The organism is Halococcus agarilyticus (assembly GCF_000334895.1).
Taxonomy (GTDB): domain Archaea; phylum Halobacteriota; class Halobacteria; order Halobacteriales; family Halococcaceae; genus Halococcus; species Halococcus agarilyticus.
This window is the reverse complement of the sequence record NZ_BAFM01000003.1, coordinates 101,918-115,908: the sequence shown is the minus strand read 5'-3', so window position 1 is coordinate 115,908 and position 13,991 is coordinate 101,918. Positions and strand designations below refer to the sequence as shown.

13 protein-coding genes, 1 tRNA gene and 1 pseudogene are annotated in these 13,991 nt (G+C 67.2%); 11 read left to right on the top strand and 4 right to left on the bottom strand.

Annotated elements, in window-relative coordinates; translation table 11 throughout:
* The first annotated feature begins 10 nt into the window (after positions 1 to 10).
* The 3 genes from trmB to gfo6 all read left to right on the top strand — a co-directional run bounded on the left by trmB (position 11) and on the right by gfo6 (position 4,166).
* Complete coding sequence (gene trmB, locus TX76_RS03570; protein WP_049899170.1) at positions 11 to 1,048, top strand: HTH-type sugar sensing transcriptional regulator TrmB; 1,038 nt, start codon at positions 11 to 13, stop codon at positions 1,046 to 1,048.
* A 139-nt stretch (positions 1,049 to 1,187) separates the two neighbouring features.
* Complete coding sequence (gene pyk, locus TX76_RS03565; RefSeq protein ID WP_049899168.1) at positions 1,188 to 2,930, top strand: pyruvate kinase; 1,743 nt, start codon at positions 1,188 to 1,190, stop codon at positions 2,928 to 2,930.
* Positions 2,931 to 3,074: 144 nt separating this feature from the next.
* Entirely contained in the window at positions 3,075 to 4,166 is a 1,092-nt protein-coding gene (gene gfo6, locus TX76_RS03560) for a D-xylose 1-dehydrogenase Gfo6 (RefSeq protein WP_049899166.1), read from the top strand.
* Between the two features lie 12 nt (positions 4,167 to 4,178).
* Here the strand turns inward: gfo6 and dgoD are convergent, their stop codons facing one another.
* Complete coding sequence (gene dgoD / locus TX76_RS03555; RefSeq protein ID WP_049899164.1) at positions 4,179 to 5,333, bottom strand: galactonate dehydratase; 1,155 nt, start codon at positions 5,331 to 5,333, stop codon at positions 4,179 to 4,181.
* 64 nt (positions 5,334 to 5,397) lie between these two features.
* Here dgoD and TX76_RS03550 point away from each other — a divergent pair.
* Positions 5,398 to 5,613 (top strand): annotated as a pseudogene (locus TX76_RS03550) (glucodextranase DOMON-like domain-containing protein); the annotation flags it as partial.
* 191 nt (positions 5,614 to 5,804) lie between these two features.
* Here the strand turns inward: TX76_RS03550 and TX76_RS03545 are convergent.
* Positions 5,805 to 7,043: a mandelate racemase/muconate lactonizing enzyme family protein gene (locus tag TX76_RS03545; RefSeq protein WP_049899159.1), complete on the bottom strand. Its 1,239-nt coding sequence runs from the start codon at positions 7,041 to 7,043 to the stop codon at positions 5,805 to 5,807.
* Positions 7,044 to 7,141: 98 nt separating this feature from the next.
* Between TX76_RS03545 and TX76_RS03540 the strand changes: the two genes are divergently transcribed.
* Positions 7,142 to 7,546 carry a hypothetical protein gene (locus tag TX76_RS03540; protein WP_049899157.1) on the top strand — a complete coding sequence of 135 codons (405 nt, stop codon included), beginning with the start codon at positions 7,142 to 7,144 and terminating at the stop codon, positions 7,544 to 7,546.
* Between the two features lie 40 nt (positions 7,547 to 7,586).
* On the opposite strand, the gene TX76_RS03535 is transcribed toward TX76_RS03540, so the two are convergent.
* Positions 7,587 to 8,627 (bottom strand): zinc-binding dehydrogenase, encoded by a 1,041-nt coding sequence (locus tag TX76_RS03535; RefSeq protein WP_049899155.1) that lies wholly within the window; start codon positions 8,625 to 8,627, stop codon positions 7,587 to 7,589.
* 176 nt (positions 8,628 to 8,803) lie between these two features.
* On the opposite strand from TX76_RS03535, the gene TX76_RS18490 reads away from it, so the two are divergent.
* Positions 8,804 to 8,929 (top strand): hypothetical protein, encoded by a 126-nt coding sequence (locus TX76_RS18490; protein ID WP_267462356.1) that lies wholly within the window; start codon positions 8,804 to 8,806, stop codon positions 8,927 to 8,929.
* A gap of 9 nt (positions 8,930 to 8,938) precedes the next feature.
* On the opposite strand, the gene TX76_RS03530 is transcribed toward TX76_RS18490, so the two are convergent.
* Positions 8,939 to 10,201, bottom strand: coding sequence for an MgtC/SapB family protein (locus TX76_RS03530; protein ID WP_049899396.1), 1,263 nt, complete (start codon positions 10,199 to 10,201; stop codon positions 8,939 to 8,941).
* A 137-nt stretch (positions 10,202 to 10,338) separates the two neighbouring features.
* On the opposite strand from TX76_RS03530, the gene thiC reads away from it, so the two are divergent.
* The 5 genes from thiC to TX76_RS03505 all read left to right on the top strand — a co-directional run bounded on the left by thiC (position 10,339) and on the right by TX76_RS03505 (position 13,916).
* Entirely contained in the window at positions 10,339 to 11,790 is a 1,452-nt protein-coding gene (thiC, locus tag TX76_RS03525) for a phosphomethylpyrimidine synthase ThiC (protein ID WP_049899154.1), read from the top strand.
* A gap of 149 nt (positions 11,791 to 11,939) precedes the next feature.
* Complete coding sequence (locus tag TX76_RS03520; protein WP_049899151.1) at positions 11,940 to 12,383, top strand: hypothetical protein; 444 nt, start codon at positions 11,940 to 11,942, stop codon at positions 12,381 to 12,383.
* Between the two features lie 92 nt (positions 12,384 to 12,475).
* A complete protein-coding gene (locus TX76_RS03515) occupies positions 12,476 to 13,009 on the top strand; it encodes a cob(I)yrinic acid a,c-diamide adenosyltransferase (RefSeq protein WP_049899149.1) in 534 nt (177 codons plus the stop codon).
* 40 nt (positions 13,010 to 13,049) lie between these two features.
* Positions 13,050 to 13,124 (top strand) — tRNA-Val (locus tag TX76_RS03510).
* 222 nt (positions 13,125 to 13,346) lie between these two features.
* Complete coding sequence (locus tag TX76_RS03505) at positions 13,347 to 13,916, top strand: hypothetical protein (protein ID WP_049899146.1); 570 nt, start codon at positions 13,347 to 13,349, stop codon at positions 13,914 to 13,916.
* The last annotated feature ends 75 nt before the right edge of the window (positions 13,917 to 13,991 follow it).

Here is a 13,991-nt window from a genome sequence, read left to right as displayed (position 1 = left end):
AGTAGTGACTATGGTCTCGGACGATCTCGCCGGCGCGCTCGGCCGGGTGAACCAGCGGTTCGACCTCAACGAGTACGAGACCGACGCCTACCTCGTGGTGCTCGAACACGGCCGGCTGACCGCCTCCGAGATCGCCGACCGGACCGACATCCCCCAGCCCCGGGTGTACGACACCGTCCGGAGCCTCGCCGAGCGTGGCCTCGTCGAACTCCGGGAGTCCCGTCCCATCGAGGTGCTCGCGGTCGACCCCGAGGCGGCGTTCGAGGGCGTCCACGACTCGCTCGACGCGCTCGTCGGCGACCTCCGGGCGCACTACACCGCACCCGCCCGCGATGCCGAAGCTGCCTCGCTCGTCAAGTCCCGCTCGACCATCCTCCGGCACATCGAGAGCGTGATCGCCGAGGCCGAGTACGAGCTCATCCTCTCGCTGACGCCCGATCTCGTGGCGCGGTTCGAGGAAAAGCTCGCCGACCGACATCGTGCGAACGTCGCCACCGAACTCCTCGTCACCTCCGCCGCCGACGCTCCCGCCCCCGAGGGGTACGACTACGCGTCGATCGCCACCACCGTCCGGGAACGCGAGGGCGTCACGACGCCGGTGGTCGCGGTCGGCGACGGCGAGCACGCGGTCTACGCCACCCAGGACGCGCTCGCGTGGAACCGCGAGCGCTACGGCGTGGTGTTCGATCGCTCGGAGCTCGGGTTTCTGGTTTCGGGATTCTTCAACACCCTGCTCTGGTCCACCGCCGACCCCGTGCTCGACGACGGTGAGGACCTCGACTTCCCCAGGCGGTACGCCTCGATCCGTCGATGCGTGGCCGACCTCGACGACGGCGAGGGATCGTTCACCGTGGCGATCGAGGGCCGCGACACCGCCACCGGCGAACCCCGGTCGATCTCGGGGCGAGTAGTAGGGATCGCCCGGGACGAGACCGGCCTGACCGCCGCACTCACCGTCGCGACCGACGACGGCGAGGTGACGGTCGGCGGCCGGGTCGCCGCCTTCGAGGACGTCGAGGCCCACGAGCTCCGTGTCGAGCGGGCCTGAGCGCTCGCGGACGCTTCGTCCTCGGTTCGGCGTATTCTTTCGCTCATGAGTAATCTTCTTGTGTCGGCCGTTCGTAGCGGCGGGTGACGTTCGTCCGTACACACTGCTCTCGTCGGTGTGCCGGAAACGCCGGAGAACGATGCACACAACCAAGATCGTCTGTACCCTCGGTCCCGCCTCCGAGTCGCGCGGGACCATCGCGGCGCTCGTCGACGCCGGGATGGCGCTCGCGCGACTCAACGCCAGCCACGGCTCGACCGACGAGCGTGCGGCCCTCGTCGAGCGGGTCCGGGACGTCGACGCGACGACCGAGCCCTCGGTCGCCACGCTGCTCGACCTCCCCGGTCCCGAGATCCGGACCGCACCGCTCGACGGGTCGATCGAGGTCGAAACGGGGTCGACGATCCGGTTCGTCGAGAGCGAGAGCGCGACCCCCGAGGCGATCGGCCTCTCGACGTCGATCGCGGGCATCGCGCCGGGCGATCGGGTGTTGCTCGACGACGGTCGGATCGAGACCACCGTCGAGGAGAGCGAGGGGAGCGCGGTCCGTGCGCGCGTCGACTCGGGCGGATCGCTCGGCGGTCGCACCGGCGTCAACGTTCCCGGGGTCGATCTCGGGCTCGACGTGCCCACCGAGGACGACCGGCGCGAACTCGACCTCGCGGCCGACGCCGGCGTCGACTTCGTGGCGGCGAGTTTCGTGCGGAGCGCCGCCGACGTCTACGCCGTGAACGAGGCGATCGAGGCGCGCGACGCCGAGATCCCGGTGATCGCGAAGATCGAGCGCGCCGACGCGGTGGCGAACTTGGCGGGGATCGTCGAGGCGGCCGACGGCGTGATGGTCGCGCGCGGCGATCTCGGCGTCGAGTGTCCGCTCGAAGAAGTGCCGCTGATCCAAAAGCGGATCATCCACCGGTGTCACGCCGCCGGCGTCCCGGTCATCACCGCGACCGAGATGCTCGACTCGATGACCCACGCCCGGCGTCCGACCCGCGCCGAGGCCTCCGACGTCGCGAACGCGGTGCTCGACGGCACCGACGCGGTGATGCTCTCGGGCGAGACCGCGGTCGGCGACCACCCCGTGCGAGTGGTCGAGGCGATGCACAGTCTGGTCGGCGAGATCGAGCGCAGCGCCGAGTACGCCGAGGGCGTCGAGCGGATGGTGCCGAAGCCGGGCGACTCCCGCACCGGCGCGCTCGCGCGATCGGCCCGGTATCTCGCGCGCGACACCGACGCCGCCGCGGTGGTCGCCGCCACCGAATCGGGCTACACCGCCCGCAAGGCCGCGAAGTACCGCCCCGACGTCCCCGTGGTCGCGGTGACGCCCGACGACCGGGTGCGTCGCCGGCTCGGCCTCGCGGCGGGGGTGATCCCGCGACACGCGCCGCTCACCGGACCGAACCAGAGCGTGGACGCCGTGATCCGGAAGGCGGTCCAGACCGCACTCGACGCGGGCGTCGTCGAGCCGGGCGACGCAGTGGTGGTGCTCGCGGGGATGATGACCGATCTCGAGGACACGAACACCACCAACACGCTCAAGCTCCACGTCGCGGCCGAGATCCTCGCCGCCGGCCGGTCGGTGGTCGACGGGCGGGTCTCGGGCCCGCTCCATCGGATCGACGACGGCGATCTCACCGATCTTCCCGAGGGGGCGGTGCTCGCGCTGCCCGCCGAGTTCGACGACGAGTTCGACGGCGATCCCGCGCGGCTCGGGGGCATCGCCAGCGCCCGCGAGGGCGTCACGGGCTACCCCGCGATCGTCGCGCGCGAGGTCGGCCTCCCGATGATCTCCGGCGTCTCGCTGACCGACGTCGCCGAGGGCGATCGCGTCACGCTCGACGCCGGGCGCGGCGTCGTCTACGAGGGCGACATCGGCGGATAGCTGCTCGTTCGTCGCACGACACCGTTCCCCCGATCACTACCGCTGCACGCGACTCTTCACCATGACACACGATACGACACATCTCACGCTCGTTCGTACCGACCGACGACCACCCGCTGGGAACGGCTCCTCTCACGGTGAGCGATGATCGACGACTCGCTCGACGGACTGTTCGATGGATTCACCGAGCGCGACTGGCGATCGGACGCGTCTGGGACTGTGCGATTCGCAATGATCGGACTCGGGTGGTGGACGACGGAGATGGCGATGCCCGCCGTCACTGACTCCGAACTCTGTGAGACGACGGTCGTCGTCAGCAGCTCGAAGGAGCGCGCGACCGACCTCGCCGAGACCCACGCGACGGTCGAGCACGGCCTGACCTACGACGAGTTCCACGACGGCGTGGCGAGCGAGGCGTACGACGCGGTGTACGTCGCCACCCCGAACGCGCTCCACCTCCAGTACGCGGAAACCGCGGCCGCACTCGACAAGGCGATCCTCTGTGAGAAACCCATGGAGGCCACCGTCGAGCGCGCCGAGGACCTCGTTGCGGCCTGCGAGGACGTCACGCTGATGGTGGCCTACCGGATGCACACCGAGCCGGCGGTCCGGCGGGCGCGCGACCTCGTGAACTCGGGGTTCGTCGGCGACGTCGTGGGAGTTCACGGCGCGATGACCCAGCGGCTCCTCGACATGTTCGACGACCCCGACCACTGGCGACTCGATCCCGACCTCGCGGGCTACGGCGCGAGCGTGATGGATCTCGGGATCTACCCGCTCAACACCACACGATACGTGCTCGACGCCGATCCCGTCTCGGTGAGCGCCCGGATGCACTCGGCTCACGACGCGTTCGCGGACGTGCCCGACGAGCGCGCGAGCTTTCGGCTGGATTTCGAGGACGGCGTGACGGCGTCGTGCACCGCGAGCCAGAACGCCGCGCGATCGAGCCACCTCCAGATCACCGGGACCGAGGGCGAACTCCGGCTCGATCCCGTCTTCTTCCCCGACGAACCCCGTCGGCTCCGGATCCGCCGGGGTGACCTCGATGCCAGCCTCGATTTCGACCAGCGCGACCAGATGACCGAGGAGTTCACCTACTTCGCCGATCGGGTGATTGCGGGCGAGGACCCACTCCCCGACGGCGAGCACGGCCTCGCCGACATGAAGATTTTGCGCGCGATCTACGAGGCCAGTGAAACCGGCACAGTCATCGACGTGGCCGACGAAATCTGACTTTCCGGCACTTCACCACTCGGCGACGCTGCCGTCGTCGTGTCGCCAGACCGGATTGTGCCAGTCGTCGACTGCGCCGGCTTGGTCGCGGACGTACTCCTCGTCGATCTCGATCCCGAGGCCCGGCTCCTCGGGAAGGTCGACGTACCCGTCCGCGTACTCGAACACCGACGGATCGGCGAGGTAATCGAGCACGTCGCTGCCCTCGTTGTAGTGGATCCCGAGGCTCTGTTCCTGGATGAGTGCGTTGTGTGAACAGGCATCGACCTGGAGACACGACGCGAGCGCGATCGGACCGAGCGGGCAGTGGGGCGCGAGCGCGACGTCGTGGGCCGCGGCCATCGACGCGATCTTCCGGCACTCGGTGATCCCGCCAGCGTGGGAGAGATCGGGCTGAATCACGTCGACACCGCCGGCGTCGAGCACGGGGCGGAAGTCCTCGCGGGTGTAATGGCGTTCGCCGGTCGCGATCGGGACCGTGGTCGACGCGGCGAGTTCGGGGAGGTGGTCGTCGTGTTCCGGCAGCACCGGCTCCTCGACGAACATCGGCTCGTGCGGTTCGAGCGCGCGCACGAGCCGCTTCACCATCGGTTTCGCGACCCGGCCGTGAAAGTCGATCCCGATTCCCACCTCGGGGCCGACGGCCTCGCGCACCGCGGCGAGCCGGTCGCCCGCGGCCGCGACCGCGGCCGGCGTCTCGATCCGGCGGAACTCGGCGGTGGCGTTCATCTTGAGCGCGCCGAGCCCCGACTCGACCCGCTCGCGCGCGGCGTCGGCCACGTCGCTCGGCCGATCGCCACCGATCCAGCCGTAAACCTGCATTCGATCGCGGACCGGGCCGCCGAGGAGGGCGTAAACCGGCGTTCCCAGGGCCTTACCCTTGAGATCCCAGAGCGCCTGATCGATCCCCGCGATCGCGCTCATGAGGATCGGACCGCCGCGGTAGAACCCGCCGCGGTACATCGCCTGCCAGTGGTCCTCGATCGGGGCGGGGTCAGCGCCGAGCAGGTGCTGTTCGAACAGTTCCTCGACGGCCGTCTCGACGGTGCGCGCCCGTCCCTCGACGACGGGCTCGCCCCAGCCGACCCGGCCGTCGCTGGTCTCCACTCGTAAAAATAGCCAGCGCGGCGGGACGGCGAACAGCTCGTAGTCGGTGATTTCGCTCACGTGCGTCGCTCGTGACGATCCGATAAAAAGCCAGCCGTCGCGGCTCAGAGCTGCGGTTCGACGTCTCGACGTCGTCGCGACGGTTCAGTCCGAGGACCGCGGGACGCTCCGCCCGGTCGCAGAGCAGAACGCCGCGTACGTCTTCGGCGGGGCGAAGCCCGGGGCGGCCGACGTGGCTCCGCGCATCATGGACCTGATCACGCCCGATGGCGTCTCCCAGTCCGCGGCGCTGTCGTACTCGGCCGGCCAGCGCGCGACGCTTCCGTTCCGCTCGCTCTGAACCGCCGACGAACCGACAGCCGACTGTTGCCGACCTCGTTTCGTCCGTCCCTATCGAACGAGTACGGGTCGCAGTCCCGCGTCTTGGTGTGCTCTACGCCTCGTCGAACGCCGTGGAACGATGTTCCACGAGCTCGATGCGGCTACGCCGCATCGAACAACGCAAATCAAAGATTTGCTGGCCCGACGAAACTACGTTTCGTCGAACAGCTCCTCGCCGTCGACCACGTGTTCCGCGACCGTGTCCAGATCGAGCGTCAGCCCGAGACCCGGCTTCTCGGGCACGTCGATCGAGCCGTCCGCGATGACCGACTCCTCGACGAGGTCCTCCCACCACCCGAGCTGGTAGGAGTGGTACTCGACCGCGAGCGCGTTCGGGATCGCCGCGCCGACGTGGACGCCCGCCATCGTGCCGACGGGCGAGGCGACGTTGTGCATCGCCACCGGGACGTAGTAGGTGTCGGCCATCTCCGCGATCTTTCTGGTCTCGCGCATCCCCCCCACCTTGGGGAGGTCGGGGGCGATCACGTCGACCGCCTGGTCCTCCAGCAGGCGGCGGTGGCCGTGTTTGCGGTAGACGTTCTCGCCGGCGGTGATCGGGACGGTCGTGGACTGGCTGACCTCGCGCTGGACGTCGTGGTTCTCGGGCGGCACGGGGTCTTCGAGCCACCAGACGTCGTCGTCCTCGACGGCGTGCGCGATGCGCTTCGCGCTCCCGCCCGAGAACGCCCAGTGACAATCGAACGCGGCGTCGGCCCGGCCGTCGAGGCGCTCGGTCACGGCACGGACGATCTCGGCCTTGTGCTCGATCTCGGCGTTCCGGAGGTGACGGTTCGCCCTGTCCTTCTCGTGGCCCGATGGCACGTCGAGGTCGAACTTCAGCGCGTCGTAGCCCAGCTCCTCGACGACGCGCTCGGCCTCGTCGGCGTTCGCCTCGGGGTCTTCCTCCTCGCCGGCGTGACAGTCACAGTACACCCGCACCTCGTCGCGGTACTTCCCGCCCAGCAGCTGGTAGGCCGGGAGTTCGAGGATCTTGCCGGCGAGGTCGTGGAGCGCGATCTCGATCCCCGAGATCGCGGTGACGGCCGTCCCCCCGACCGATCCCTCGCCGCTCATCTTCTGGACCAGGTGCTCGTACAGTCGATCGAGGTCGAGCGGGTTCTCGCCCACCACGAACGGCGTCATCCGCTCGACGAGCTCCGGCACGCCGGCCCCCCAGTAGGCCTCGCCCGTGCCGACGATGCCCGCGTCGGTGTACACCCGGACGAGCGTCCACGGGAAGTTGCCGTCGACCATCGTGGTCTGGACATCGGTGATCTCGACGTCGCGCCCGCCGCCGCGCTTCGCGCGAACCCCCATCGTTCCGGCCGAGAGATCGCGCATCGTGTACTCGGCGTTCGGATCGTGGAGCTGTGTGTAATCCACCGGCATACCTCAGCCTTTACTCGCATCCTAATAAATCGTGAGGAGACGGCTCCGTGGTGAATGCAAGCCCCAAGATTATTCCCGCCAGGTCCGAGTCGAAACCCGTGCAACCACTACAGCTCGAAACGATAGACGTTCTGACGGGCACGGCGATCATCTTCGCCGTGAGCATGTTCGCTGGCGGGATCGGGAACTACCTCGGAATCCGGCTCGTCTCGGACCAACACCCGTCGTTCGTCCACGCCATCGTCTCCTCGCTTCTCAGTGCGGCCGTGTGGGGTATCGTGAGCCTCGCGCTCAACCTTTACGACGTCGGCATCACGCCGTTCGCCGGCGCGCTCGTCGCCCTCCTCATCTGGATCGTCGTGCTCTACCTCCGGTACTCCGGCGGCATCGTGACCGCTGTTCCGGCGGCCCTCCTCGCATGGGTGATCTCGATCGTCGTCCTCTACCTGATCGCGATCTACACCGAGCTGCCGTTCGAAGCCATCGGAATTCCCGCGATCTGAGGCGTCTCCCGCCTCTCCTTTCCCTTCGCCGACTGCGCGGCTATCGTTCGCTGTCGGGCACCACGACCACTTTCCCGAACCCCTCGCGCTCTTCGAGCAGTTCGTGGGCACGGGCGGCCTCGCTCATCGGGAGCGTCTCGCGGATCTTCGGCTCGAAAGTACCGTCCCACACCAGCGAGAGCACGTCGTCGACCTCGCCCAGCGAGGCCATCGTCGACCCCAGAATATCGACCTGCTTCCAGAACACCCGGTTGATGTTGGTCTCGGCTTTCGGGCCGGTGGTCGCCCCGCAGGTCACGAGTCGGCCGCCCTTGGCGAGACACTTGATCGAGTTCTCCCACGTCGCCGGGCCGACGTAATCCACCACCACATCGACCCCGCGGCCGTCGGTAGCCTCGCGCATCGCGGGCGCGAAGTCGGTCTCCTCGTAGTTGATGGTGTGGTCCGCACCGCACTCGCGCGCGTAGTCGAGTTTCTCGTCGGTGCTCGCGGTGGCGTACACCTCCGCGCCGATGTACTCCGCGATCTGGACCGCGGCGTGACCCACGCCGCCCGACGCACCGAGCACGAGGATCGACTCGCCGGGATCGAGATCGGCGCGCGTGACCAGCATTCGCCACGCGGTCTGGAAGACCAGCGGCGCGGCGGCCGCGGTCTCCCAGTCGACGTCTTCCGGTACTGGCACGAGGTTCTCGGCGGGGACGGCCGCCTGTTCGGAGTGGACTCCCTGAACGTGCTCGCCGATGATGTGGTAGCTCTCACAGAGCGAATGCTCGCCGTGGCGACAGAACTCGCATTCGCCACACGACCGGCCGGCGGTGACCGCGACCCGGTCGCCCGTCTCGACCCGTGTGACGTCTTCCCCCACTGCCTCGACGACGCCGGCGGCGTCGCTGCCGGGGATGTGTGGCATGTCGAGGTCGACGCCCGGCAGCCCGCCGCGGGTGAACACGTCGAGGTGGTTCAGCGCGCCGGCCTTCACGTCGACGAGCGCCTCGTTCCGGCCGGGTTCGGGATCGGGGTAGTCGCCGTACTCGATGACGTCGCGGTCGCCGTGCTCGGTGAACTGGACGGCCTGCATGGGGCGTGGTGGGCGCGACGCCCGGATAGCGGTTTCGATGGCGGCGATCGACGACCACGACCGCCACGCGGACGATCTCGATCGGCGATTCCGTGCACAACGTACCCATGCGAAGAGTCCGGGCGGTAGCCTCAATCGATTCCTCGCTCACGACCCATCCAGGGACGAGGTGACCAATGTCAGACTGCCCGATCTGCAAAACGACCGAGAACGTCCGACCGAGCTGGACCACCGGCTACCAGCGCCGGTGTAGCGAGTGTGGCGTCCTGTTCAACGATCACGGCACGAAAGCCACGCTGTAACGACATCGTTTACAGCGTCAGGACGACCGCCGCCGCGAGCGATCCGGCGAGGAGGACGCCGCTCCAGAGCGCGACTCGGGTGGCGAACCGGCGGCTCGGACCGGCGGCGGTCAGCGCGGCCTTGACCACGATGCTCGACGCCGTGGCGAGCAACACGGCGATCACGGCGGTCTCGTACGCGAGGCTCCCGGTCCGATAGAGCGAGACCGTGGAGGCGGTCGCGCCGGCCGAGGAGACCAGGCCCGAGAGAACGGCGGTGACGTAGAAGCCGACCTCGCCGAACTGCGCCTGAGCGACCCCGCCGGCGAGCACCACCACCGCGAACATCGCGCCGAACGCGAGCGCGTTCCGGAGCGAGAACGGGCTGTCGAGATCCATATTCACCTGCTCGTCCCAGTCGGCGGTCGCGGCCGCGATCGCGACGCTCCCGACGACGACGAACGCGAGGGGGACGACCGCACCCACGAGCACGTTCGGGAGGGTGAACGCGAGCACGATCGCGAGGTTCCGCAGCGCCATCGCCGCGTCCGCGAGCAACACGGCGGCGACGGCGTAGGAGGTCATGGTCGGGCGCTGGCGGACGGAGTCGAGCATCGTTCCGACGACGGCGGTCGAGGACGCGAGACCGCCGAAAAAGCCCGTGACAGCGATCCCTCGACCGCCGTAGGTTCTGACGATGGCGTAGTTCACGATCCCGATGCCGGCGACCGCGACCACCATCAGCCACACGATGCGAGGTTCGATCGCGACCGCGAGGTCGCCGGAGCCGATCGTGACGTCGCCGGTCGGCAGGAGCGGGTAGATCACGAACGCGAGGATGGCGAACTCGGTGGTCGAGCGGAGTTCCTCGCGCGAAAGCCCGCCCGCAAAGCTGTGGAGTTCGCGCTTCAGCACCAGGAGGAGCGAGGAGAGCACCGCCACGGTCACCCCCTCGATGACGTAGCCGGCGGCGGTCAGCGCGCCCACGCCGTAGGCCACCAGCATCGACACCGAGGTGGTGAGCGAGAGCCCGAGATCCTCGTCTCGCAGCCCGCGGATGGCGAGCACGACACCCTGAACGATGACGAGCAGGCCGCCGATCGCCAGCAGCCCCTCGCGATCGAGGACGGTGAACACCGCACCGAGCAGCGTGATCAGCGAAAAGGTTCGGATGCCCGCAGGCTTGTCGGACCACTCGCGTTCGAGCCCGAGGAACAGCCCGAGCGCGCCCGCGAGCGCGATCCTCGCGACGGGGCTGTCGAGCGAGACGGCCACCTGAGCGACGAGACTCACGCCTCGGCGTTCCTCCGCCGGGGTATAAACGTCCATCGTCCTGTCGCTCGTCCGGATCGTCACCCGCTCGTCGCCGTGCCGTCGGTCGTCGCCGGCGGCCGCCACGTTTATTACTCGATGGTAGTAGCTAGTTGTCAATGGCACGAGCCCGAACGCAGCTGCAGTCCGCCCGCGGGGGAACGATCACACCGGCGATGGAGCGGGTCGCCGAGCGCGAGAACCGCGATCCGGAGTTCGTCCGCGAGCAGGTCGCCGCGGGCGAGGCGGTGATCCCGGCGAACCACGCCCACGAGAGCCTCGATCCCATGATCATCGGCCGGGAGTTCGCCACGAAGGTCAACGCCAACATCGGCAACAGCAAGACCACGAGCGATCGGACCGAGGAGCTCGAAAAGCTCCACGCCGCCGTCCACTACGGCGCGGATACGGTGATGGACCTGAGCACCGGCGAGGAGCTCGACACGATCCGCGAGGCGAACGTCGAGCACTCGCCCGTGCCGATCGGCACGGTCCCGATCTACGAGGCGGTCAAGCGTGCGGAGAGTCCCGAGGAGATCACCCGCGACCTCCTGCTTGACGTGATCGAAAAGCAAGCCGAGCAGGGCGTCGACTACATGACGATCCACGCTGGTGTCCTGATGGAACACCTCCCGCTGACCGACGGCCGGGTGACGGGGATCGTCTCGCGCGGCGGCTCGATCCTCGCGCAGTGGATGGAGGAGAACGCGATGCAGAACCCCCTCTACACCGAGTTCGAGGCGATCTGTGAGATCTTCGCCGAACACGACGTCACGTTCAGCCTCGGCGACGGGCTTCGGCCAGGGAGTCTCGCGGACGCGAGCGACGAGGCCCAGTTCGCTGAACTGGATACGCTCGGCGAACTCACCCGGACCGCGCGCGAGCACGGCGTTCAGGTCATGGTCGAGGGGCCGGGTCACGTCCCGATGGACCAGATTCGGGACAACGTCGAGCGCCAGCAGGAGGTCTGTGACGGCGCACCGTTCTACGTGCTCGGGCCGCTCGTGACCGACGTCGCGCCGGGCTACGACCACATCACGAGCGCGATCGGGGCGACCGAGGCCGCCCGTGCGGGTGCGGCGATGCTCTGCTACGTCACGCCCAAGGAACACCTCGGGCTGCCCGACGCCGAAGACGTTCGGGAGGGGCTCGCGGCCTACCGGATCGCGGCCCACGCCGGCGACGTGGCGAACGGGCTGCCCGGCGCGCGCGACTGGGACGACGCGCTCTCGGAAGCGAGGTATGATTTCGACTGGCGCGAGCAGTTCGATCTCGCGCTCGATCCCGACCACGCCCGTGATTCACACGACCAGACCCTGCCGGGTGACAACTACAAGGAGGCGCGCTTCTGTTCGATGTGCGGCGTCGAGTTCTGCTCGATGCGGATCGACCAGGACGCCCGCGACGCCGACGGCGAGATGGACGCGCTCGATGCGGGCGTCGATCTCGACGCCTCGCCGGCCGCAGCGGTCAACCTCCCGCCGGTGGGCACCCACGACACCAGCGCGATGCCGGAGCTCCCGGACCTCGGCGACGAGGAACACGGTGACGGCGAACCGGCGGACGACTGAGCGCGAGCGGCCCCTGTGGACGAGCCGTGTTCGGAAGCCTCAGTTCTCTCCTGGAGACCCTCTCTCGGGGCAGCTTCGGCTCGAACACCCCGGGAGACAGCATATGCAGCCACAACCCTTAGGAGTGGTAGAGAGTGTGTTACTGTTCTATGACGGAGACCTCAGAAACGAGTTCGATCGAGGAAAGCGGCGAAACCGACCGAGAGTCGGAAGGACACGGGACGGACGAAGCGGAAGCGCCGGCGGCCGACGGGCCACGGGCAGCCGACTTCGAGACAGTGACGGCGCAGCTGGCCGACGCGTTCGACATCGACGGCCGTCGAGGTGAGACGATCACCGATCTTCGGACGACCGAGACCGACGACGGTCGCCAGGTCGTCGCGACCGTCGAGAAATCACGGTCGACGATGGTCGGCCACCGTCTCGACGACGCGAAACGAACCGGGAAACGCGTCGGTGGTGGCACTGCGATCCTCGCGTTTCTGGCCGGCGTGGCGTACGCAGTGTTCGCCGCACGACGACTGCTCGGGAGCGATGGCGACGAAACCCGTGAGGACGAGACACCGCCCGAGGAGATCTCACTCGACGAGTAGCGGTCGACGCCCGTAGTGCTCACATTCGTGGACGAAACGCCCGACGACTGCCGACCGACAGCGTATAAGTCGCCAGCGGTCGTTGTCGCGCCATGACGATCTACACGGGCCGGGGCGACGAGGGCCAAACCGATCTCCGGACGATGGATCGCGTCTCGAAGAGTAGTCCGAGAATCGAGGCCTATGGGACGGTGGACGAAGTGAATGCGACTGTCGGGCGGGTCCGCCCGACGGGCTACGACGACGTCGACGACCAGCTCCGCGCGATCCAGAACCACCTCCACATCGTTCAGGCGGACTTCGCGAACCCCGATCCGGCCGAGGACGACCCGCAGATGACCGCCGAGCGCACGGACCGTCTGGAGGAGTGGATGGACGCCTACGACGACGAACTCGACCCCCTCCAGTCGTTCATCCTCCCCGGCGGTGGCGACGCGGGTGCGCGCCTCCACCACGCCCGAGCGGTCTGTCGGCGGGCCGAGCGCCGCGCGGTCGCGCTCGCGAGTGAGGAGGAAATCAACGAGGCCGCGGTGGTCTACCTGAACCGGCTCTCGGACGCGCTGTTCACCCTCGCGCGCGTGGTGAACCAGCGCGACGGAGTGGCGGAGGAAGCGCCCGACTACTGAAGACAACGTTTATACTTCGAGGTCGGGAACTGGTGAGTGCGGGTCGGTGATCTAGGCCGGTTATGATACCTCCTTCACACGGAGGAAGTCGGCGGTTCAAATCCGCCCCGACCCATTTGCTCGGCGGTCACCTCGCAAGAACCGTACGGCAGTAAGTTCCATGTATGCCTTCGACGGCTCTCGGTGTAGTATTCATCCGTTTGGCTATTGTTCGTGTCTTGAACCCCGTCACGGCTTGCGATTCACCAGAAATAGTAGCGTCAGAGATATAAGAGGTGGGACAAATAGCAGCGATTAGAGTGCACCCGATACTTCCTTGGCTCGGTGATCAAGAACAATGGTGACAGCAGGGGAGTTATTGCAGTTGGTGCTCACTATATTGGTTCCTCTTGTCCCTCTGGGCTTCAGACAGTACTTCATACAAGAGGCAGAGAAGGGGATTAGCAAACTCCGGTTCCCCACAGAGTTCGAGAAAGAGAACACCCTGCGGATCCCGGACGAAGACTTCCCGTCTAATCCATTTACTGGGCACTACAATCCAATAGACCAGAATATCCTCTCTCGGGGAGAACCCGGATTCGACCAAATAGAGGACACAATCCGTGACCAAGGTCGGTTGTCCGGAGAAGCGAAGCGATTTGGTCTTGCTATGGGGGATCTGGAGAGGTTGGGCGTGTATCTGGATCTTTCTTTGCCTGCTCTACCACACACTATGAACAACGCTGTCCTCTACGTAGATTATACTACTGGTGATACGGAAGTCCTGCTATACCACCCTCTTGACTACTATCGGACCGCCCGATTAGTTGAGTTGGATCAATGGGTTCGCTATGCGGCCAGAAAAAGGAGCGAGTGGCTCACGATCTTCTTTGCTTTCCTCTTATTCGGAACTACGATCTTGATCTAAGGCCCTTGATTGACGGCGACTCCACCCGTACCTAGCTCGGTAAGTGCCTAATCCAGTAGTAGCGAAACCAGCTCT